Origin of the sequence: Thioalkalivibrio sp. ALJ3 (assembly GCF_000377205.1) — a bacterium.
Classification (GTDB): domain Bacteria; phylum Pseudomonadota; class Gammaproteobacteria; order Ectothiorhodospirales; family Ectothiorhodospiraceae; genus Thioalkalivibrio.
Window position 1 is genome coordinate 455312 of record NZ_KB897906.1, and the last position, 14816, is coordinate 470127.

17 protein-coding genes and 1 tRNA gene are annotated in these 14816 nt (G+C 63.8%); 4 read left to right on the plus strand and 14 right to left on the minus strand.

The annotated features are described in order from the left end of the window. Nucleotides 1-44: 44 nt before the first annotated feature. The 9 genes from flgH to C935_RS0106350 all read right to left on the minus strand — a co-directional run bounded on the left by flgH (nt 45) and on the right by C935_RS0106350 (nt 7657). A complete protein-coding gene (gene flgH, locus C935_RS0106310) occupies nt 45-743 on the minus strand; it encodes a flagellar basal body L-ring protein FlgH (protein ID WP_018861676.1) in 699 nt (232 codons plus the stop codon). A 4-nt stretch (nt 744-747) separates the two neighbouring features. Continuing rightward, a complete protein-coding gene (gene flgG / locus C935_RS0106315) occupies nt 748-1536 on the minus strand; it encodes a flagellar basal-body rod protein FlgG (protein WP_018861677.1) in 789 nt (262 codons plus the stop codon). 46 nt (nt 1537-1582) lie between these two features. Beyond that, a complete protein-coding gene (flgF, locus tag C935_RS0106320; protein ID WP_018861678.1) occupies nt 1583-2323 on the minus strand; it encodes a flagellar basal-body rod protein FlgF in 741 nt (246 codons plus the stop codon). A 29-nt stretch (nt 2324-2352) separates the two neighbouring features. Then, nucleotides 2353-3597, minus strand: a complete 1245-nt coding sequence (gene flgE, locus C935_RS0106325) for a flagellar hook protein FlgE (protein ID WP_018861679.1) — start codon at nt 3595-3597, stop codon at nt 2353-2355. Nucleotides 3598-3634: 37 nt separating this feature from the next. Further along, entirely contained in the window at nt 3635-4306 is a 672-nt protein-coding gene (locus tag C935_RS0106330; protein ID WP_018861680.1) for a flagellar hook assembly protein FlgD, read from the minus strand. Nucleotides 4307-4319: 13 nt separating this feature from the next. Next, complete coding sequence (gene flgC / locus C935_RS0106335; RefSeq protein ID WP_018861681.1) at nt 4320-4739, minus strand: flagellar basal body rod protein FlgC; 420 nt, start codon at nt 4737-4739, stop codon at nt 4320-4322. Between the two features lie 36 nt (nt 4740-4775). Beyond that, nucleotides 4776-5186, minus strand: coding sequence for a flagellar basal body rod protein FlgB (gene flgB / locus C935_RS0106340; RefSeq protein ID WP_038040583.1), 411 nt, complete (start codon nt 5184-5186; stop codon nt 4776-4778). A 452-nt stretch (nt 5187-5638) separates the two neighbouring features. Next, on the minus strand, nt 5639-6454 hold the full coding sequence (locus C935_RS0106345; RefSeq protein ID WP_018861683.1) for a protein-glutamate O-methyltransferase CheR: 816 nt from the start codon (nt 6452-6454) through the stop codon (nt 5639-5641). 273 nt (nt 6455-6727) lie between these two features. After that, complete coding sequence (locus C935_RS0106350; protein ID WP_018861684.1) at nt 6728-7657, minus strand: chemotaxis protein; 930 nt, start codon at nt 7655-7657, stop codon at nt 6728-6730. A 243-nt stretch (nt 7658-7900) separates the two neighbouring features. Here C935_RS0106350 and flgA point away from each other — a divergent pair, with 243 nt between their 5' ends. From flgA to C935_RS0106370, 4 genes are all read left to right on the plus strand, one after another. After that, nucleotides 7901-8635, plus strand: a complete 735-nt coding sequence (flgA, locus tag C935_RS0106355) for a flagellar basal body P-ring formation chaperone FlgA (RefSeq protein WP_038040670.1) — start codon at nt 7901-7903, stop codon at nt 8633-8635. Between the two features lie 131 nt (nt 8636-8766). Then, complete coding sequence (gene flgM, locus C935_RS0106360) at nt 8767-9081, plus strand: flagellar biosynthesis anti-sigma factor FlgM (RefSeq protein ID WP_026278689.1); 315 nt, start codon at nt 8767-8769, stop codon at nt 9079-9081. 25 nt (nt 9082-9106) lie between these two features. Then, nucleotides 9107-9592, plus strand: coding sequence for a flagella synthesis protein FlgN (locus C935_RS0106365; RefSeq protein ID WP_018861687.1), 486 nt, complete (start codon nt 9107-9109; stop codon nt 9590-9592). 118 nt (nt 9593-9710) lie between these two features. After that, nucleotides 9711-10427 carry a flagellar brake protein gene (locus C935_RS0106370; protein WP_018861688.1) on the plus strand — a complete coding sequence of 239 codons (717 nt, stop codon included), beginning with the start codon at nt 9711-9713 and terminating at the stop codon, nt 10425-10427. A gap of 97 nt (nt 10428-10524) precedes the next feature. Here C935_RS0106370 and C935_RS0106375 read toward each other — a convergent pair. From C935_RS0106375 to pheS, 5 genes are all read right to left on the minus strand, one after another. Then, nucleotides 10525-10601 (minus strand) — tRNA-Pro (locus C935_RS0106375). A gap of 57 nt (nt 10602-10658) precedes the next feature. Next, nucleotides 10659-11015, minus strand: coding sequence for a MerR family transcriptional regulator (locus C935_RS0106380; RefSeq protein WP_012982329.1), 357 nt, complete (start codon nt 11013-11015; stop codon nt 10659-10661). Then, the gene (locus C935_RS0106385; RefSeq protein ID WP_018861689.1) at nt 10999-11298 is read right to left on the minus strand and encodes an integration host factor subunit alpha; all 300 of its coding nucleotides are present in this window, start codon (nt 11296-11298) and stop codon (nt 10999-11001) included. The genes C935_RS0106380 and C935_RS0106385 overlap by 17 nt, the downstream gene beginning before the upstream one ends. A gap of 4 nt (nt 11299-11302) precedes the next feature. Next, on the minus strand, nt 11303-13663 hold the full coding sequence (pheT, locus tag C935_RS0106390; protein ID WP_018861690.1) for a phenylalanine--tRNA ligase subunit beta: 2361 nt from the start codon (nt 13661-13663) through the stop codon (nt 11303-11305). Beyond that, nucleotides 13663-14691, minus strand: coding sequence for a phenylalanine--tRNA ligase subunit alpha (gene pheS, locus C935_RS0106395; RefSeq protein WP_026278690.1), 1029 nt, complete (start codon nt 14689-14691; stop codon nt 13663-13665). Before pheS ends, pheT begins: the two co-directional genes overlap by 1 nt. Between the last annotated feature and the right edge of the window lie 125 nt (nt 14692-14816).

Here is a 14816-nt window from a genome sequence, read left to right on the forward strand (position 1 = left end):
CCGATCCGTCTTGTACCCTGTTCGCTGCATCTCGGCTCTCCCGCTCAGAACGGCCACCAGGGGCTATTGAAGAAGCGGGTGATCCACCCGGGCGTGTTGCTGTCGGCCAGCATCCCGGTGCCGCCATAATAGACACGCGCATTGGCCACCTGCGTCGACAGGACGGTGTTGTTTGTAGTCACGTCCACCGGGCGCACGATCCCGCGAAAGCGCACATATTCCTCGCCCTGGTTGATACCCAGCCACTTCTCGCCCTGCACCACGAGATTGCCGTTCGGCAGCACCTCGGCCACGGTCACGGTGATCTCGCCATCCAGCTGATTGCTCTGGGACGAGTCGCCGGAGCCGTCAAAGTCCCGGCTGCTGGTATTGCTGGCGCCGAACAACGGCCGGCCACGGTGAGTCGCCTGGCCACCAAAGGCCTGCAGGTTGCCGAGATCCAGATTCGAGTCCTTCTGCGTAGAGGTCGACGCGGACTTTTGGGCCTGGGTGCTCTCGGCCAGAATCACCGTCAGAATGTCGCCCACCTGGCGTGCCTTGTAGTCCTCGAACAGGCCCTGGGGCTGAGCGACCTGGAAGATTCCCCCGTTGTTCTGGGCCTGTGGCACCGGTTGCGGCGGCATCACGGGGTTGTAGTCCGGATTGTCCCCGGGCATCGTCGGCTGGGTGGCAGCGCAGGCGGACAGTACCACCACGGCCGCCAGGCCCAGGATCGGTCGCATCAGGGTCTCAAGGCGGTTCATGGCGTTACCCGATCGTCTGATTGACGAACTGCAGCGACTGGTCGGCTGCGGAGATCGCCTTGGAGTTGACCTCGTAGGCGCGCTGGGTCTCGATCATGTTCACCAGCTCCTCGGCGATATTCACGTTCGAGGTCTCCAGCGAGCCCTGCACCAGGGTGCCGGTGCCGTTCAGGCCAGGCTGGGCCTGCTGGGCCACGCCGGAGGCGGCCGTCTCCTGGAACAGGTTCTCGCCGATCGCCTGCAGCCCCGCCGGATTCACGAAGTCCGCGAGCTGGATGTTCCCCAGTTCCACCGGATCGGCCTGCCCCGGAATTTGTGCAGTGACGGTCCCGTCCTTGCCAATCGCCAGCGACTGGGTGTCCTGCGGCACGAACAGGCCCGGCTGCAGCGGATAGCCATTGGACATCACCACCTCGCCATCGGCATTGAGCTGGAAGCTGCCGTCACGCGTGTAGCCAATGTCCCCATTGGGCATCAGGACCTGGAAGAAGCCACGGCCCTCGATCGCGACATCCAGCGAATTGTCGGTCTGTTGCAGGTTGCCCTGGGTAAACATCTTCTCGGTGGACACGGCGCGCACGCCGGTACCGATCTGCAGCCCCGAGGGCAATTGCTGATCCTGGGTGGCCTGCGCGCCTGGCTGACGCACGGTCTGGTAGATCAGATCCTCGAACACCGCGCGGTCCTTCTTGAAACCGGTGGTGTTCACGTTGGCCAGGTTGTTCGAGACCGTCGACATGCGCGTGTGCTGCGCGTCGAGGCCGGTCTTGGCAATCCACAGTGCCTGGTTCATGGTGTTCTCCTGTTATCTCTAAAGGGCGGCGCCAGCCAGTGCTGCGCTAGCCGATACCCAGCAGCCGATTGCTGCTTTGTTCCAGCGTGTTGGCGCTGTCCATCATCTTCACCTGCATCTCGAAGTGGCGGGACAGCTCGATCATCCGCGTCAGCGCCTCGACGGTATTCACGTTGCTGCCCTCGAGCATGCCCGAGACCACCCGCACTTCGGCATCCGGCGGCGCCTCGCTGCCATCGGCCATGCGGAACAGGCCGTCATCACCCCGTTCCAGCTCGCTCACTTCGGGATTCACCAGCCGAATACGCTCGATCGCAGCCAGCGCCTCCGGCCCCACGCCCTGCGGGCGGACGCTGATGGTGCCATCCGTGCCGATCTCGATCTTCTCCGCCGGCGGGATCGCGATCGGGCCGCCATCCCCCAGGACCTGGTGCCCTTGCGCCGTTCGCAAGAGCCCGAAGGCATCCACATGCAGGGAGCCCGCGCGGGTGTACCCTTCCTCCCCGTTCGGCCCCTGCACCGCGATGAAGCCCCGATCCTCGATCGCGATATCCAGATCACGCCCGGTGCTTTGCATCTGGCCCTTGGAGAAGTCCGTGCCATCGGTGCCCAGCTGTGCATAGTCGCGCGAGGCGAACACCGGCCCGCGTACAGGGACGGTATTGGCATTGGCCAGAGCCTGGCGAAAGCCGTCGGTATTGGCATTCGCCAGGTTGTGGTTGTTGACTGCCTGCGCGTGCATGGTCTCCTTCGCGCCGGACATCGCGATGTAGAGGAATCGATCCATGCCTGTGCCCTCGTGTCCCTGTCCCTGACCTAGCGGATGTTGATGATGGTCTGGGTAACCTGATCGGCCGTGGAGATCGTCTGTGCATTCGCTTGAAAGTTGCGCTGCGCGGTGATCAGGTTCACCAGCTCCTGAGCGATATCCACATTGGATGACTCCAGCGCCCCGGACTGAATCTGGCCCAGGTTGCCCGTACCGGGCGACGCGAACACTGGATCACCGGCGGCGAAGGTCTCGGCCCAGTTGTTGTTGCCGAGCTGCTCCAGACCCTGCGGGTTGGTGAAGTTGGCCAGCGCCACCTGTCCCAGCACGGACGACTGGCCATTGGTGAAGCGCGCAAACACCACACCACTGGAGTCGATGTCGACCCCCGTCAGGCGGCCCGATGCAAAGCCATTCTGCCCCAGGTCATTGACGGCGAAATCGCCACCGAACTGCGTGGTACCGGAAAAGTCGATCGTTCCTTCAATCGGGTCGGCACCGTTATCGAAACCGCCGCGTACAAAGTCGAACTCCGTATCCCCGGTCAACTGACCGGAACCGTCGAACTCGAGCCCGAACGCAGCCGGGTCGCCCTCGTCATCCACCGCCGGCTCGCCGTCGATGGTCATGAACGCAGTCCATTCACGGTCCGCGCCCTCGTTCTTCACAAAGTAGATGCGTGCATCTCGCGAGGTCCCCAGCGAGTCGTACACGGTCAGCGAGGTCGAATAGTTGTAGGTGTCGGGATCATCGAAATCGAAGGCATCCGGATCCAGCCCCTGGGCGCTCGACTGCAGGTTGACCAGCGCCTCGATCTCGCTGGTGGCCTGGGGCGACGAGGCACCCGTTTGCAAGCGCAGATCGCCCAACTGCCCGGTATTGAATTCGGTATCGGTACTGCCGGGGTTGATCGGTGGATAGCCCTGCAACTGCTGACCCTGGTTGTTCACCAGATTGCCGTCACGGTTCACCTGAAACTCGCCCGCGCGGGTATAGACACGATTGCCACCATCATTCATGACGAAGAAGCCCTCTCCATCGATGGCCAGGTCGAGCCCGTTCTCGGTGAACTCCATCCGCCCCTGGGAGAACTGCTGAGTGACCGCCATCAGGCGCGATCCGCCACCAGTGGCGGTCTGGCTGACACCGCCGAAGCTCTGGGCAAAGACGTCACCGAACTCCGCCCGCGAGCGCTTGAACCCGGTGGTTCCTGCGTTGGAGACATTGTTACCGGTGGCCTGCAAATCGGCCTGCGCCGAATTCAGTCCGCTCAATCCGATATTGAAGGGCATGCTCGTCTACCTCCTGTCCATCCACCATTGGTGTCCGTCAACTGCTGATGCGTCGGACATCCGAGAAATTGATCTCGCCCAGGCCCCGGACCATCAGGCCGAGTCTGGAGTCGTCACCTACCGAAACGCTCTCGACGCGGGCGTCGAGAAAGACATCCACTGATTCGCTACCGGAACCGCTCTGGGCCGAGGCCCGAAACTCGTACACGCCCGGGGCCGCAGGCGTTCCGTCATCGCGCAACCCGTCCCAGGTAAACTCCTGCAGCCCTTCCCCGGCCGAGCCCAGATTCATGCTCCGTATGCGCTCACCCGTTGGGCTGTACACCTCCAGTTGCAACTGGCCGGTGGACTGATCGAGATCGACTGCCCCGCGCACCACGCCGTCCGGCCCCAGCTCACTGAAGTCCGTCGGGACCAGCACGTCCTTGCCAACCAGGGAGGCTGCCTGCAGCGTCTGGCTCTGTCCCATGGACTGCGCCAGTTTCTCGAATGACTTGGACAGTTCCTCGATCCCGGTAACCGTCGAGAACTGCGCCATCTGCCCGATGAATTCGCCGTTCTCCATTGGCTCGAACGGATCCTGGTTCTGTAGCTGAGTCACCATCAGCTTCAGGAAATCATCCTGGCCCAGACGATCGGTCTGCTTGTCGTCCTGTCGGGTCCGGGAAAGGCCCAGCCGATCCAGAATGTCCGGTGAAATCTGTGTCATGGGGCGCTCCGGTTTAGCCCTGGCCGATCTGCAACGTGCGCTGCAGCAGCTGGCGCGAGGTCTCCATCACCTCGACGTTCGCTTCGTAGTTGCGCGAGGCCGACATCATGTTGGCCATCTCCTCCACCACGCTGATCGCGGGTCGGAAGATGTAGCCGTCTTCATTGGCCTGCGGGTGGTTCGGCTCGTAGTGCGCCTGTGGCGGCGCGCGTGACTCGTCAATGCCCGCCACCCGTACGCCGTTAGAGGCACCGTTCGGGTCGGCCTGGTTCATCACGGTCTGAAACAGCACCTGCTTCGCTCGGTAGGCCTCGTCAGGGTTGCTCGCCACGGTATTGGCGTTCGCAAGATTCGAGGCCACCGTATTCAGTCGTACCGACTGCGCGGTCAGCGCGGAGGCCGAGGTGTTGAACAGCTTGAACAGATCACTCACGACATCACTCTCCTGGTCCCGTCGTTGGCGCTCGCACTAGCGCTCGCCTCGCAGGGCATCGCGGATACCGGAAACCCGGCGGTTCAGGAACTCGAGACTGCTCTGGTACTGCAGGGAATTCTCGGCAAAGGCCGCTCGCTCGAGCTGCGGGTCCACCGTGTTGCCATCCAGAGAGGGCTGCGACGGCACGCGATAAAGCGTCTCCAGTGACCCGTTGGCACTGCCCGTCCCGCCGGGGCCGATGTGGCCCTGCTGCGTACGCGCCATCGGCAGGTTCCCGCCCTCGCCGGCCGCCGCCTGCAGCACCGACCGAAAGTCGATGTCGCGCGCCTTGTAGTTGGGCGTGTCGGCATTCGCGATGTTCGAGGCCAACAGTTCCATCCGCTTCGCACGGACGTTAACCGCCTCCGGGAGAATACCCATCGCCTTGTCGAGAGAGAGACTCATCCGTCGTACCCCGTCCGCCACTGGCGAACTTCAGGTTCCTCGGGACGAAACCGCTTCGCCCCGTATGACAGGGACGAAGCAATTGGTGTGCCACTATGGGATGTCGGATATCTGAAGAGGGGCGCCGAGGTCGCGAGGGACGACCGTATGGCGAGACGCTAGGGAGACGCTGATTTAATCGCACGTCCGCGTTGGTGCCCCCTGTTTTCCGAGACAAGGCGCGTCGTGCAGCGGGTAGTGGTTCTACCCGCAAGCGGCGCAACGCAGGATCGGGGAACAGGGGGCACCAACCCCACAAGCCATTGAAAGCAGGGGCTCGGCCGCCCTTGCGCGCGAACGGCGTTGCGGCTCCCTTGTGCAGAATGACTGCACGGCAGTCACCGCGCCTTGTTCCCACGCAAAAGCGACTCGAGCGCGGACGCGCGATTAAATCAGCGTCTCCCTAGGGCGTGTCAGCCCTTCAGGCGAAGGACGGAGCCGTACTCGGTGCGAACGGTTTCGAAGGCCTGGGTATAAGGACCCGCGGTCTCGGAAGCGCCAAGAAACAGATAGCCACCCGGGTTCATCTGACGGGCGATTCCGTCAAGAACCTGTCGCTTGGTCTCGGCGGAGAAGTAGATCAGCACATTGCGACAGAACACGATGTCGAACTTGCCCAGAGCCGCATAACTGTCGATCAGGTTGAGTTTCTGGAAACGACAGCGGCGCTGGATCTCCGGGCGCACGCGATGGCCCTCCGCCACGGTCTCGAAGAAGCGCGCCCGCCGCGCCTCGCTCAGGCCACGCACAATGCTCAGGCCGTCGTAAACGGCCCGGCGGGCGTCGTCCAGGATCTTCTCCGAAAGGTCCGTACCCATGATGGATACCGGCACGACGCGCCTGGGCCGTGACTCCTCCCACTCGGATACCACCATGGAGATGCTGTAGGCCTCCTGTCCGCTGGAGCAACCGGACGACCAGACCTTGATCCCTGCACCCTTCTCCGCGCGCTCCGGGAGCAGGACATGACGCAGAATCTCGAAGGGGAACCCATCGCGAAACCAGGAAGTTTCATTCGTGGTCATCGCGTCGATCACACGCGTACGCAGACGCGGATTGGGCGCCTGACGCATCGCATGCAACAGCTCCGGGACACTCTTGTAACCGAACTCGTCCAGCAATCGTGAAAGGCGACTGGACACCAGGTACTGGCGGCTGTCGCCCAGCACCAGGCCACAGCATTCGGAAAGGAAACGCGAGAACTCCTCGTAGTCGCGCGAATCGATCACGAAGTCATCCCTGAAAGTCGACGATACGGGCAGACGGGCACGTTGATGACGAATCCTTGACAGCGTGTCGGAAAACCCGGCCGGGGAACAAGCGCGTCCCCGTGCCGCACGGGTGCAGTATACGTGCAACCACATGGACGCCGACAGCTTCCCGACGGGCGATGGATGCGGCGCGCCATGGCCGCTGATGCCCAGGTGCCCGGCAATCCGTTACCGCTCCCATGCCGCCGGGGTCGAATCGGTCGATTAACGCCAACCGCGCAGGCACCGGCTTCAATCCCTGCGGGTTTGGTCAAGCACGGCTTCGGCCAGTTCGTCGGGGTTGAACTTGGACAGAAACGCATCTGCCCCGGCGCGCTTGACCATATCCGTATTGAACTCGCCACTGAGCGATGAGTGGAGCAACACCCGCAGATCTTTCAACTGATCGTTCGCACGGATCCGGGCGGTGAGGGTATAGCCGTCCATCCGCGGCATCTCGATATCCGATATCACCATCTCGATCACTTCGTCGACGGTACCGGCCTGCGCCTGTTCCTCAAGGAAATCCAGCGCCTCGCGACCATCCTTGAACACCAGGTACTCCCAACCCAGCCCCTTGATCGCACCCTCGATCTGCTTGCGTGCAACCACCGAGTCATCCACGATCACGATCTTTCGCTGACCGTGCCGGGCCCGCTCCTCCTCGGCCTCCGCACGCACCTCGTCGGATACACGTGACGGCAACGGATTGACGATCGACAGCACCCGCTCGACGTCAATAATCTCGACCAGCTTGTTGTCGATCTCGGTGACGGCCACCAGGAAGGATTCACGTCCGGTCCCGCGTGGCGGCGATTTCACATCTTCCCAGTTCACGTTGACGATGCGGTCGACGGCCGACACCCAGAAGCCCTGGACCGATCGGTTGAATTCGGTCACGACCACCTTGTGGTCGTCCGTCTCGCCCACCGCGGTACGCAACCCCATCGCGCGCGCCAGATCGATGATGGGGACGGTCCCGCCTCGCAGGGTGGCCACACCGCGCACAACACTCAGGGATCCCGGGATCTGCCGCAGCGGCGGAGACGGGATGACCTCGCGCACCTTGAATACGTTGATCCCGAAGGTCTGCGAACTCCCCAGGTGAAACAGCAGCAGTTCCATGCGGTTCTGCCCCACCAGTTGAGTACGCTGATTCACGTCGTCAATGAATTGACTCATTGTCCTGTTCTCCCCCTCGCCCGGCGGCCGGCCACACCGACCCACCGGGCCCAGTGTGCACCGCCGGGACTGGCGCTGTCATGCCACAAACCGCCGCTACATGCCGATTGCATGCGTTCTTGCCTCCATAACGGCCGCCCGTCGCCACTCTTGAGAGGACAGACCCAACCCTCTGGCATGTTTTCTGCTTGCACAAGGACCAGAAGCCTCTTGAAGACCGACGAGCCGGTACGCACCCAGACCATGAATCAGCCCATACCTCAACCTTTCGTTCGCTCCCGGTGGCTCACGGCCGTAGTGGGTCTCATTCTGGCCGTGGTCTCCGTGACGGCACAGGCCGAGATCGAGGCAGTGGATAACATCCGTCTGGCGGCGGAGCGTTTTATCCAGGAGGAGCTCAACATTACACCGGGCGACGAAGCGGTAGAGATTCAGATCGGGCGGCTGGACAACCGCCTGCGCCTGGCCCGATGCAGCCAGGCACTGGAGACCCGGTTCCCGCCCGGAGGACGGCGCGATGGCAATACGGCGGTCCAGGTTCAGTGCGAGGCCCCGGTGAGCTGGTCGATCTTCGTCCCGGTCACGGTCGAGCGCTATGCGGAGGTCCTGGTCGCCAGCCGCACCCTGCGGCGCCAGCACACGATCCTTCCAGGGGATCTGCGCACCAAGCGAATTCAGACTTCGCGCCATGCAGGAAGCTATTTCGAGAACAAGAATGAGCTGGTGGGGCTGCAAACACGGCGCAATATTCGACCGGGCCAGATCCTGGGCCAGCAGCACGTCACCCAACGCGAGGTGGTCAGCCGCGGCCAACGTGTCACGATTCTGGCCGAAAATGGCTCGGTGGTGATCCGCATGCAGGGCGAGGCACTGGAAAATGGCATCCTGGGCGATCGCGTCCGGGTCAAAAACACCTCTTCCGGGCGCGTCGTGGAAGGCGAGGTACTGGAGTCCGGACATGTACGCGTCGCGCTGTAGAATGGCGAGATGACCCACAACCATCCACAAACTGTGAAGCGACTCGAATATTCACGGCTCAAGGGACTACAGTTTCAGCTGATGCTGCCGCTAACCCCTGCAGTAGAATTGCAAAAACAGGAAATCGAATGATGGATATCAAAGGCCCGAACTCACCCGGCCTGCGCCCGGATGGCAATACCTCGAGCGTAAAGGGCCGCGAAGAGACGTCCCGGCCCGATGCAGGTGCCAAAGGCAATGCCTCGGCACCCGTACGTCAGGATGACTCCGTTACCCTGACCGGTGCGGCGCAGGCGATGAACGCCGCCTCCGAGGCTGCCAACAACGCCCCGTTCGACGAGGCGCGTGTCGCCGAACTGCGCGAAGCGATCTCCAATGGCCAGTACCCGGTGGACAACGAGCAGTTGGCCGATCGCATGATCGAGCTGGAAAGCCTGTTGCGCTAAGAGCCACTGACAGAGAACCCCGACGATGTCGCCCGAACAACGCCACGCTTTCCTCCGCTCGCTGGAGGCCTCGATTCGCCTGAGCCATCAGCTGGAAGAGATCCTGCTGCAGGAGACCCGGGCCGTGGAATCGCGGGCAGCTGACAACCTGCACGACGTCGTCGCCCAGAAACAGACACTCCTGCAGGACCTGGAGACCGAGAGTCGCCGACAACGCGAGACACTCGAGGCCGCTGGCGAAACCTACACGCCCGAGGGCATCGCACGACTGTTCAACCGCCTGGAGGGCGGCGCCGAGCTGGAGGATCACTGGCAGGCCCTGCGCCGCTCGGTGGAGCGCTGCAACACCCTCAACCAGGGAAATGCCCGCCTGATCGATCGTGACCGTCGCCGCGTGGAGCTTTCGATTCAGATCCTGCGCGGCGAGGAGCCTGGCCCGGCCCCCACCTACGACCCCTACGGCCGCACACAGTCCGGCAGCCGGACTGGTCGGCGCATCACTCGCGCATGACCCGCGCGCGCTCTGCGCGACACTCTTTCACCCTTCTCCGACCCGCACGCGGGGCTAGTATTCCGGGCCGCCGGACAGTACCGTGCGGCTTGGCCCAATAACGACAACTACGCCACGCATGGACGAGACCGACTATACCGTCGACCGGCCGGAGCGGATCGCCGGCATCCTCAAGGATCTGGACCACAAGCTCACCCTCGTCAATGTCCGGCTCGATGACGATGGTCCGCTGTACAACTCCGCGTTGGTCCGCCTCGATTCCGAAACACGCGAACTCTTCCTCGACGAACTCACCCCCATCGAAGCCAATCGTCATGTAAAGGAAGGCACCCGCATCCGGGTGTTCGCCAGTCTGCGCGGCGTTGCCGTGCGTTTTTCGGCCGTCGTCTCGCGCACCGAACGCGAGGACGCTGGAGCCCTGTACGTCTGCCCCTACCCGGAAACACTGCAATACCTCCAGCGTCGCGAGACCTTTCGCGTGCACATCCCCATCAGTCAGCGCCCGGGCGTGGAATTGCAGTACGGCGACTGGGACGAACCCGGGATCGGCGATCTGGCCGACCTCTCGGTCCAGGGAATGTGCGTGGAGGTACCGCAGGAATGGGTAGACGACCTCGAGATCGGAAGCCCAATGCGTTTCGAGAACCTGCTCTTGCCGGATGTCAGTGAGCGCCTGGGCGGCGATCTCCGACTGGCCAACCGCCGCCGCAGCCCACGCGATGGCTACGTGTATGCCGGGTTCCAGATAACCGGGATGAACCAGTGGCTGGAGCGCCAGATCAACATCGCCCTGCTCTACTACCAGCGCGAGGCACGACGACGTTCGATGGAGTGACCGCTCAACCCACGCGGATATACCCCGGACACGAAAAAAGGCCGCTTGAAGCGGCCTTTTTAATTCACTTGAAACACTTTCTACAAGTGATTGATATTGGTCGGGACGGCAGGATTTGAACCTGCGACCCTCTGCACCCCATGCAGATGCGCTACCAGACTGCGCTACGCCCCGAAGCCGCGAATCATATCCGATTCCCCGCCCTCACGAAAGAACCCGGTCCGCGGGGAATCAGGCCCGTAGCACGCGTAGAACCGATTCCAGTTCCGAGATTGTGTCCTGGATGATCTGGCGCGCCTGCTGGCGATCGCCCTTGGCCTCGTCGCCCGAGAGCTTCTGCCGGGCGCCGTTGATCGTATAGCCCTCTTCGTACAGCAGGGCCCGGATCTGGCGGATCAGGATCACGTCCTGGCGCTGGTAGTAGCGCCGATTGCCCCGCCGCTTGACCGGTTCGAGCATCGGAAACTCCTGCTCCCAGTAGCGCAGCACATGGGGCTTTACCTGGCACAGTTCGGCGACTTCGCCAATGGTGAAGTACCGCTTGCCCGGGATCGCGGGCAGTTCCTGGTGGTTACTCGCCTCCAGCATAGCTTTCGACCCTCTCGCGCAGCTTCTGCCCCGGACGGAAGGTGACCACGCGACGTGCAGAGACCGGGATTTCCTCGCCGGTCTTCGGATTGCGACCGGGCCGCTGGTTCTTGTCGCGGAGGATGAAATTACCGAAGCCCGAGAGCTTCACGCCCTCGCCCTCCTCCAGCGACTGGCGCATCTCTTCGAAGAACATCTCGACGAATTCCTTGGCCTCACGCTTGTTCAGGCCCAGTTCTTCGTTCAGCGCGGCGGCAAGGTCCGCCTTCGTCACTGCTGCCATGGAATCACTGCCTCAGGGTTGCCTGGAAGCGAGCGTGCAGATGCTCGACGACCTTGTCGGTGACGTTTGTTACGTCCTGTTCGCCTAGGGTGCGATCAAAAGCCCGCAAAATCAAGCCCAAAGCAAGACTCTTCTCGTCTGGATTCAAGCCCTTGCCCTGGTAGACATCAAACATGCGCACGCCCTGCACCAATTCCAGGTTCAGTTCCCTGATTGCATTCAGCACATCCCCTGCGGGGACCGCCTCCTTTACAACCAGCGCCAGATCACGACGGATCGAGGGGTACGGCGACAACGGCGTGAACTGGGCGACCGGGGCGTGCAGGATCGCTCGGGCATCCAGGTCGAACAGGTAAACGGGTTCTACATCGAACTGCTTGCAGAGCGCGGGGTGCAGGCGCCCGACCCAGCCAATGGGGCGGTCACCCGCCAGAATCCGCGCGGACTGCCCGTCGTGGAGCGCAGGATGTTTCTCCGCGCGAAACCCCAGCGGCGCATCCACGGAGGCACAAAGTGCCTCGACCACACCCTTGGCATCAAAGAAATCGACGCGGCGCGATGCGGCGTCCCAGTGCTCCGGATGCGCTCGCCCACCCAGCAGGCCCGCGAGACGCGGCTCCTGGCGCAGGCCGGAGGCATCCGGCACAAAGCGCAGGCCATGTTCGAACAACCGCAGGTCCGGCTGCTGGCGCGCCTGATTATGGGCCGCCGTGGCAACCAGGCCGGGCCACAGGCCGGGGCGCATCACCGCCAGGTCGCTGGAGATCGGGTTGGCCAGGCCCAGGGGCTCCACCGTGGGATAAAAGGCCCGCGAGGCCTCGGCATCGATAAAACTGAAGCTGATGACCTCGTGAAAGCCCTCGCTCGCCAGTTGCTCGCGCAGCCCGCGCAGGGCTGGGGGTCGCTCGGCTGGCGCCACCGGGGACGGCAGGCGCTGAGGCAGGCGGTCATAGCCATGCACCCGGGCCAGTTCCTCGATCAAGTCTTCCTCGCGCTCCAGATCGAAGCGCGCGCGCGGGGCCCAAACCTGCCACCCGTCCTCCGCAGACTCCACCCGGCAAGCCAGCGCGCCCAGGATACGCTCGACTTCAGCATCCCCGAACGTCGTACCGAGGAGCCTCTCGATGCGCGGCCGGCGCAGCTGGATCGGCTGTTCGAAATGAGACGACGGCGGCTCGCCGACCCGCTCCACCGGCCCGCACTGCCCGCCACAGATCTCCAGCAGCAAACGCGTGGCGCGCTCCATGGCCTGCTCGACCAGCGTCGGGTCCACGCCGCGTTCAAAGCGATGCGAGGCATCGGTATGCAGGCCATGAGCCCGCGCCCGCCCGGCCAGTGCCAGCGGGGCAAAGTGGGCACACTCGAGTACCACCCGAGTCGTGTCGTCACCTACCGCGCTGTCGGCGCCCCCCATGATCCCGGCCAGCGCCACCGGAGCGGTCGCCGAGGCGATCACCAGGTCCTGCTCGGCCAGTTCGACGGTCTGATCCCCGCCCAGCAGGGTCAGCGACTCGCCGGAACGCGCCCAGCGCACCTCGATGGTGCCCCCAAGACGGCCCGCATCGAAGGCATGCAGGGGCTGCCCGAGTTCCAGCATCACGTAGTTGGTGACATCCACGATCGCGCTGAGCGGCCGCACACCGGCCCGGCGCAGGCGCTCGGTCATCCATAGCGGCGTGGGCGCACGCGCATCCAGGCCGTCGAGCACCCGCGCCGCGTACAGCGGGCAGGCCTCGGTATCCTCGACCCGGACCGCAACACTGACGTCCAGCTCTGCCCCGGTCTGTTCGGCCACGTTCTCGTTCAGCGGCCGGTCGAGAAGCGCCGAACACTCGCGGGCAATCCCCCGCATCCCGAGACAGTCGGCCCGGTTCGGCGTCAGATCCACTTCCAGGATGTGGTCATCCAGGCCCAGCGCCGTGCGCAGGTCGGCGCCGATCTCGAGGTCCGTGGGGAGTGCGAGCAGGCCTTCGGCATCCTCCGCAAGCCCCAGTTCACGCGCCGAGCACAGCATGCCCGCGGAGGCGACACCGCGCAGCTTGGACTTCTTGATCCTGAAGTTGTCGGGCAGCACCGCGCCGACCACCGCGACCGGCGCTACCATGCCTTCATGCACATTGGGTGCGCCGCAGACGATGGTCAGCGGTTCGGCCTCTCCCGCCTCGACCTGGCAGATACGCAGGCGATCAGCATCCGGGTGCGGCTCCACCTTCGCCACCCGGCCTACGCGCACACCACTGAACGCGGGTGCCGCCACCTCGATCGCGTCCAGCTCCAATCCCGCCATGGTCAGGCGATGGCCCAGCTCCTCGGGGGTCTCGTCGATCTGCAGCCAGTCCCGCAGCCACTGAATACTGATGCGCATTAGCCGGTCCGTCCGAATTGGCGAATGAATCGGATGTCGTTGTCGAAGAACAGGCGCAGGTCATTCACGCCATGGCGCAGCATCGCCATCCGCTCGACCCCGAGGCCGAAGGCAAAGCCGGTGTACTGTTCCGGGTCGATGTCGACATGGCCCAGCACGTTCGGGTGCACCATGCCGCAGCCCATCACCTCCAGCCAGCCGGTATGACTGCACACCCGGCAGCCATCACCGCCGCAGTGAACACACTGGATATCGACTTCGGCCGAGGGCTCGGTGAACGGGAAGTACGACGGACGAAAGCGCGTGGCCAAGTCGTCGCGGCCAAAGAAGCTCTGCAGGAACGCGCTCAGCACGCCGCGCAGATCCGCAAAGGTGATGTCCTCGTCCACACAGAGCCCTTCCACCTGGTGAAACATCGGGCTGTGCGTCAGATCCGAGTCGCAGCGATAGACCCGCCCCGGCGCGATCACGCGCAGCGGCGGCTTCTGTTGCTCCATGGTCCGAATCTGCACCGGCGAGGTATGGGTGCGCAGGACGCGGTGGGCGTCGAAGTAGAACGTGTCGTGCATCGCCCGCGCCGGGTGATGTTCGGGGATGTTCAGCGCCTCGAAGTTGTGGAAGTCGTCCTCGACTTCGGGCCCCTCGGCCACACGGAACCCGAGCCCGGCGAAGAACGCCTCGATGCGCTCCAGCGTATGGGTGATCGGGTGCAGCGAGCCCTCGGGCAGGCGGCGCCCCGGCAGGGTCACGTCCACCTGCTCGCTGGCCAGCTGCTCGGCCAGGGCGCTGTCGGCCAGGGCCTGCTTGCGGGCCTCGATCAGGCCGGCGACCTCGGTCTTGGCCTCGTTGACCTTCTGGCCGGCGGCCGGGCGTTCCTCCGCCGGCAGCTTGCCGAGCTCCTTCAGCTGGGCGGTAATCGAGCCCTTCTTGCCCAGGTACTGCACCCGGACATCATCCAGCGCCTTCAGGTCAGTGGCCGCCTCGATGCGGTCGCGGGCCTCGGCGACGAGCTGTTGCAGTTGCTCCACGTGCATTCCCCGAAAGTGATGGACGACGGTTGCCCGCCGTCCCGGTGTTCCCTGTTCCCGAAACAAAAAAGGGAGGGCGTCGACCCTCCCCTTTCCGGGACCCGCCAGGCAGTGCCGGGCGGGTA

Excerpts from the sequence above, each read along its gene's own strand:
- C935_RS0106365 (WP_018861687.1), top strand. The coding sequence starts at position 9,107 with ATGTCGCCCGAACAACGCCACGCTTTCCTCCGCTCGCTGGAGGCCTCG.
- flgH (WP_018861676.1), bottom strand. The coding sequence starts at position 743 with ATGAACCGCCTTGAGACCCTGATGCGACCGATCCTGGGCCTGGCGGCC.
- C935_RS0106380 (WP_012982329.1), bottom strand. The coding sequence starts at position 11,015 with ATGCTGGAGGCGAGTAACCACCAGGAACTGCCCGCGATCCCGGGCAAG.
- flgF (WP_018861678.1), bottom strand. The coding sequence starts at position 2,323 with ATGGATCGATTCCTCTACATCGCGATGTCCGGCGCGAAGGAGACCATG.
- flgB (WP_038040583.1), bottom strand. The coding sequence starts at position 5,186 with ATGAGTCTCTCTCTCGACAAGGCGATGGGTATTCTCCCGGAGGCGGTT.
- flgA (WP_038040670.1), top strand. The coding sequence starts at position 7,901 with ATGAATCAGCCCATACCTCAACCTTTCGTTCGCTCCCGGTGGCTCACG.
- flgG (WP_018861677.1), bottom strand. The coding sequence starts at position 1,536 with ATGAACCAGGCACTGTGGATTGCCAAGACCGGCCTCGACGCGCAGCAC.
- pheT (WP_018861690.1), bottom strand. The coding sequence starts at position 13,663 with ATGCGCATCAGTATTCAGTGGCTGCGGGACTGGCTGCAGATCGACGAG.
- flgM (WP_026278689.1), top strand. The coding sequence starts at position 8,767 with ATGGATATCAAAGGCCCGAACTCACCCGGCCTGCGCCCGGATGGCAAT.
- C935_RS0106370 (WP_018861688.1), top strand. The coding sequence starts at position 9,711 with ATGGACGAGACCGACTATACCGTCGACCGGCCGGAGCGGATCGCCGGC.
- flgE (WP_018861679.1), bottom strand. The coding sequence starts at position 3,597 with ATGCCCTTCAATATCGGATTGAGCGGACTGAATTCGGCGCAGGCCGAT.
- C935_RS0106385 (WP_018861689.1), bottom strand. The coding sequence starts at position 11,298 with ATGGCAGCAGTGACGAAGGCGGACCTTGCCGCCGCGCTGAACGAAGAA.
- C935_RS0106330 (WP_018861680.1), bottom strand. The coding sequence starts at position 4,306 with ATGACACAGATTTCACCGGACATTCTGGATCGGCTGGGCCTTTCCCGG.
- C935_RS0106350 (WP_018861684.1), bottom strand. The coding sequence starts at position 7,657 with ATGAGTCAATTCATTGACGACGTGAATCAGCGTACTCAACTGGTGGGG.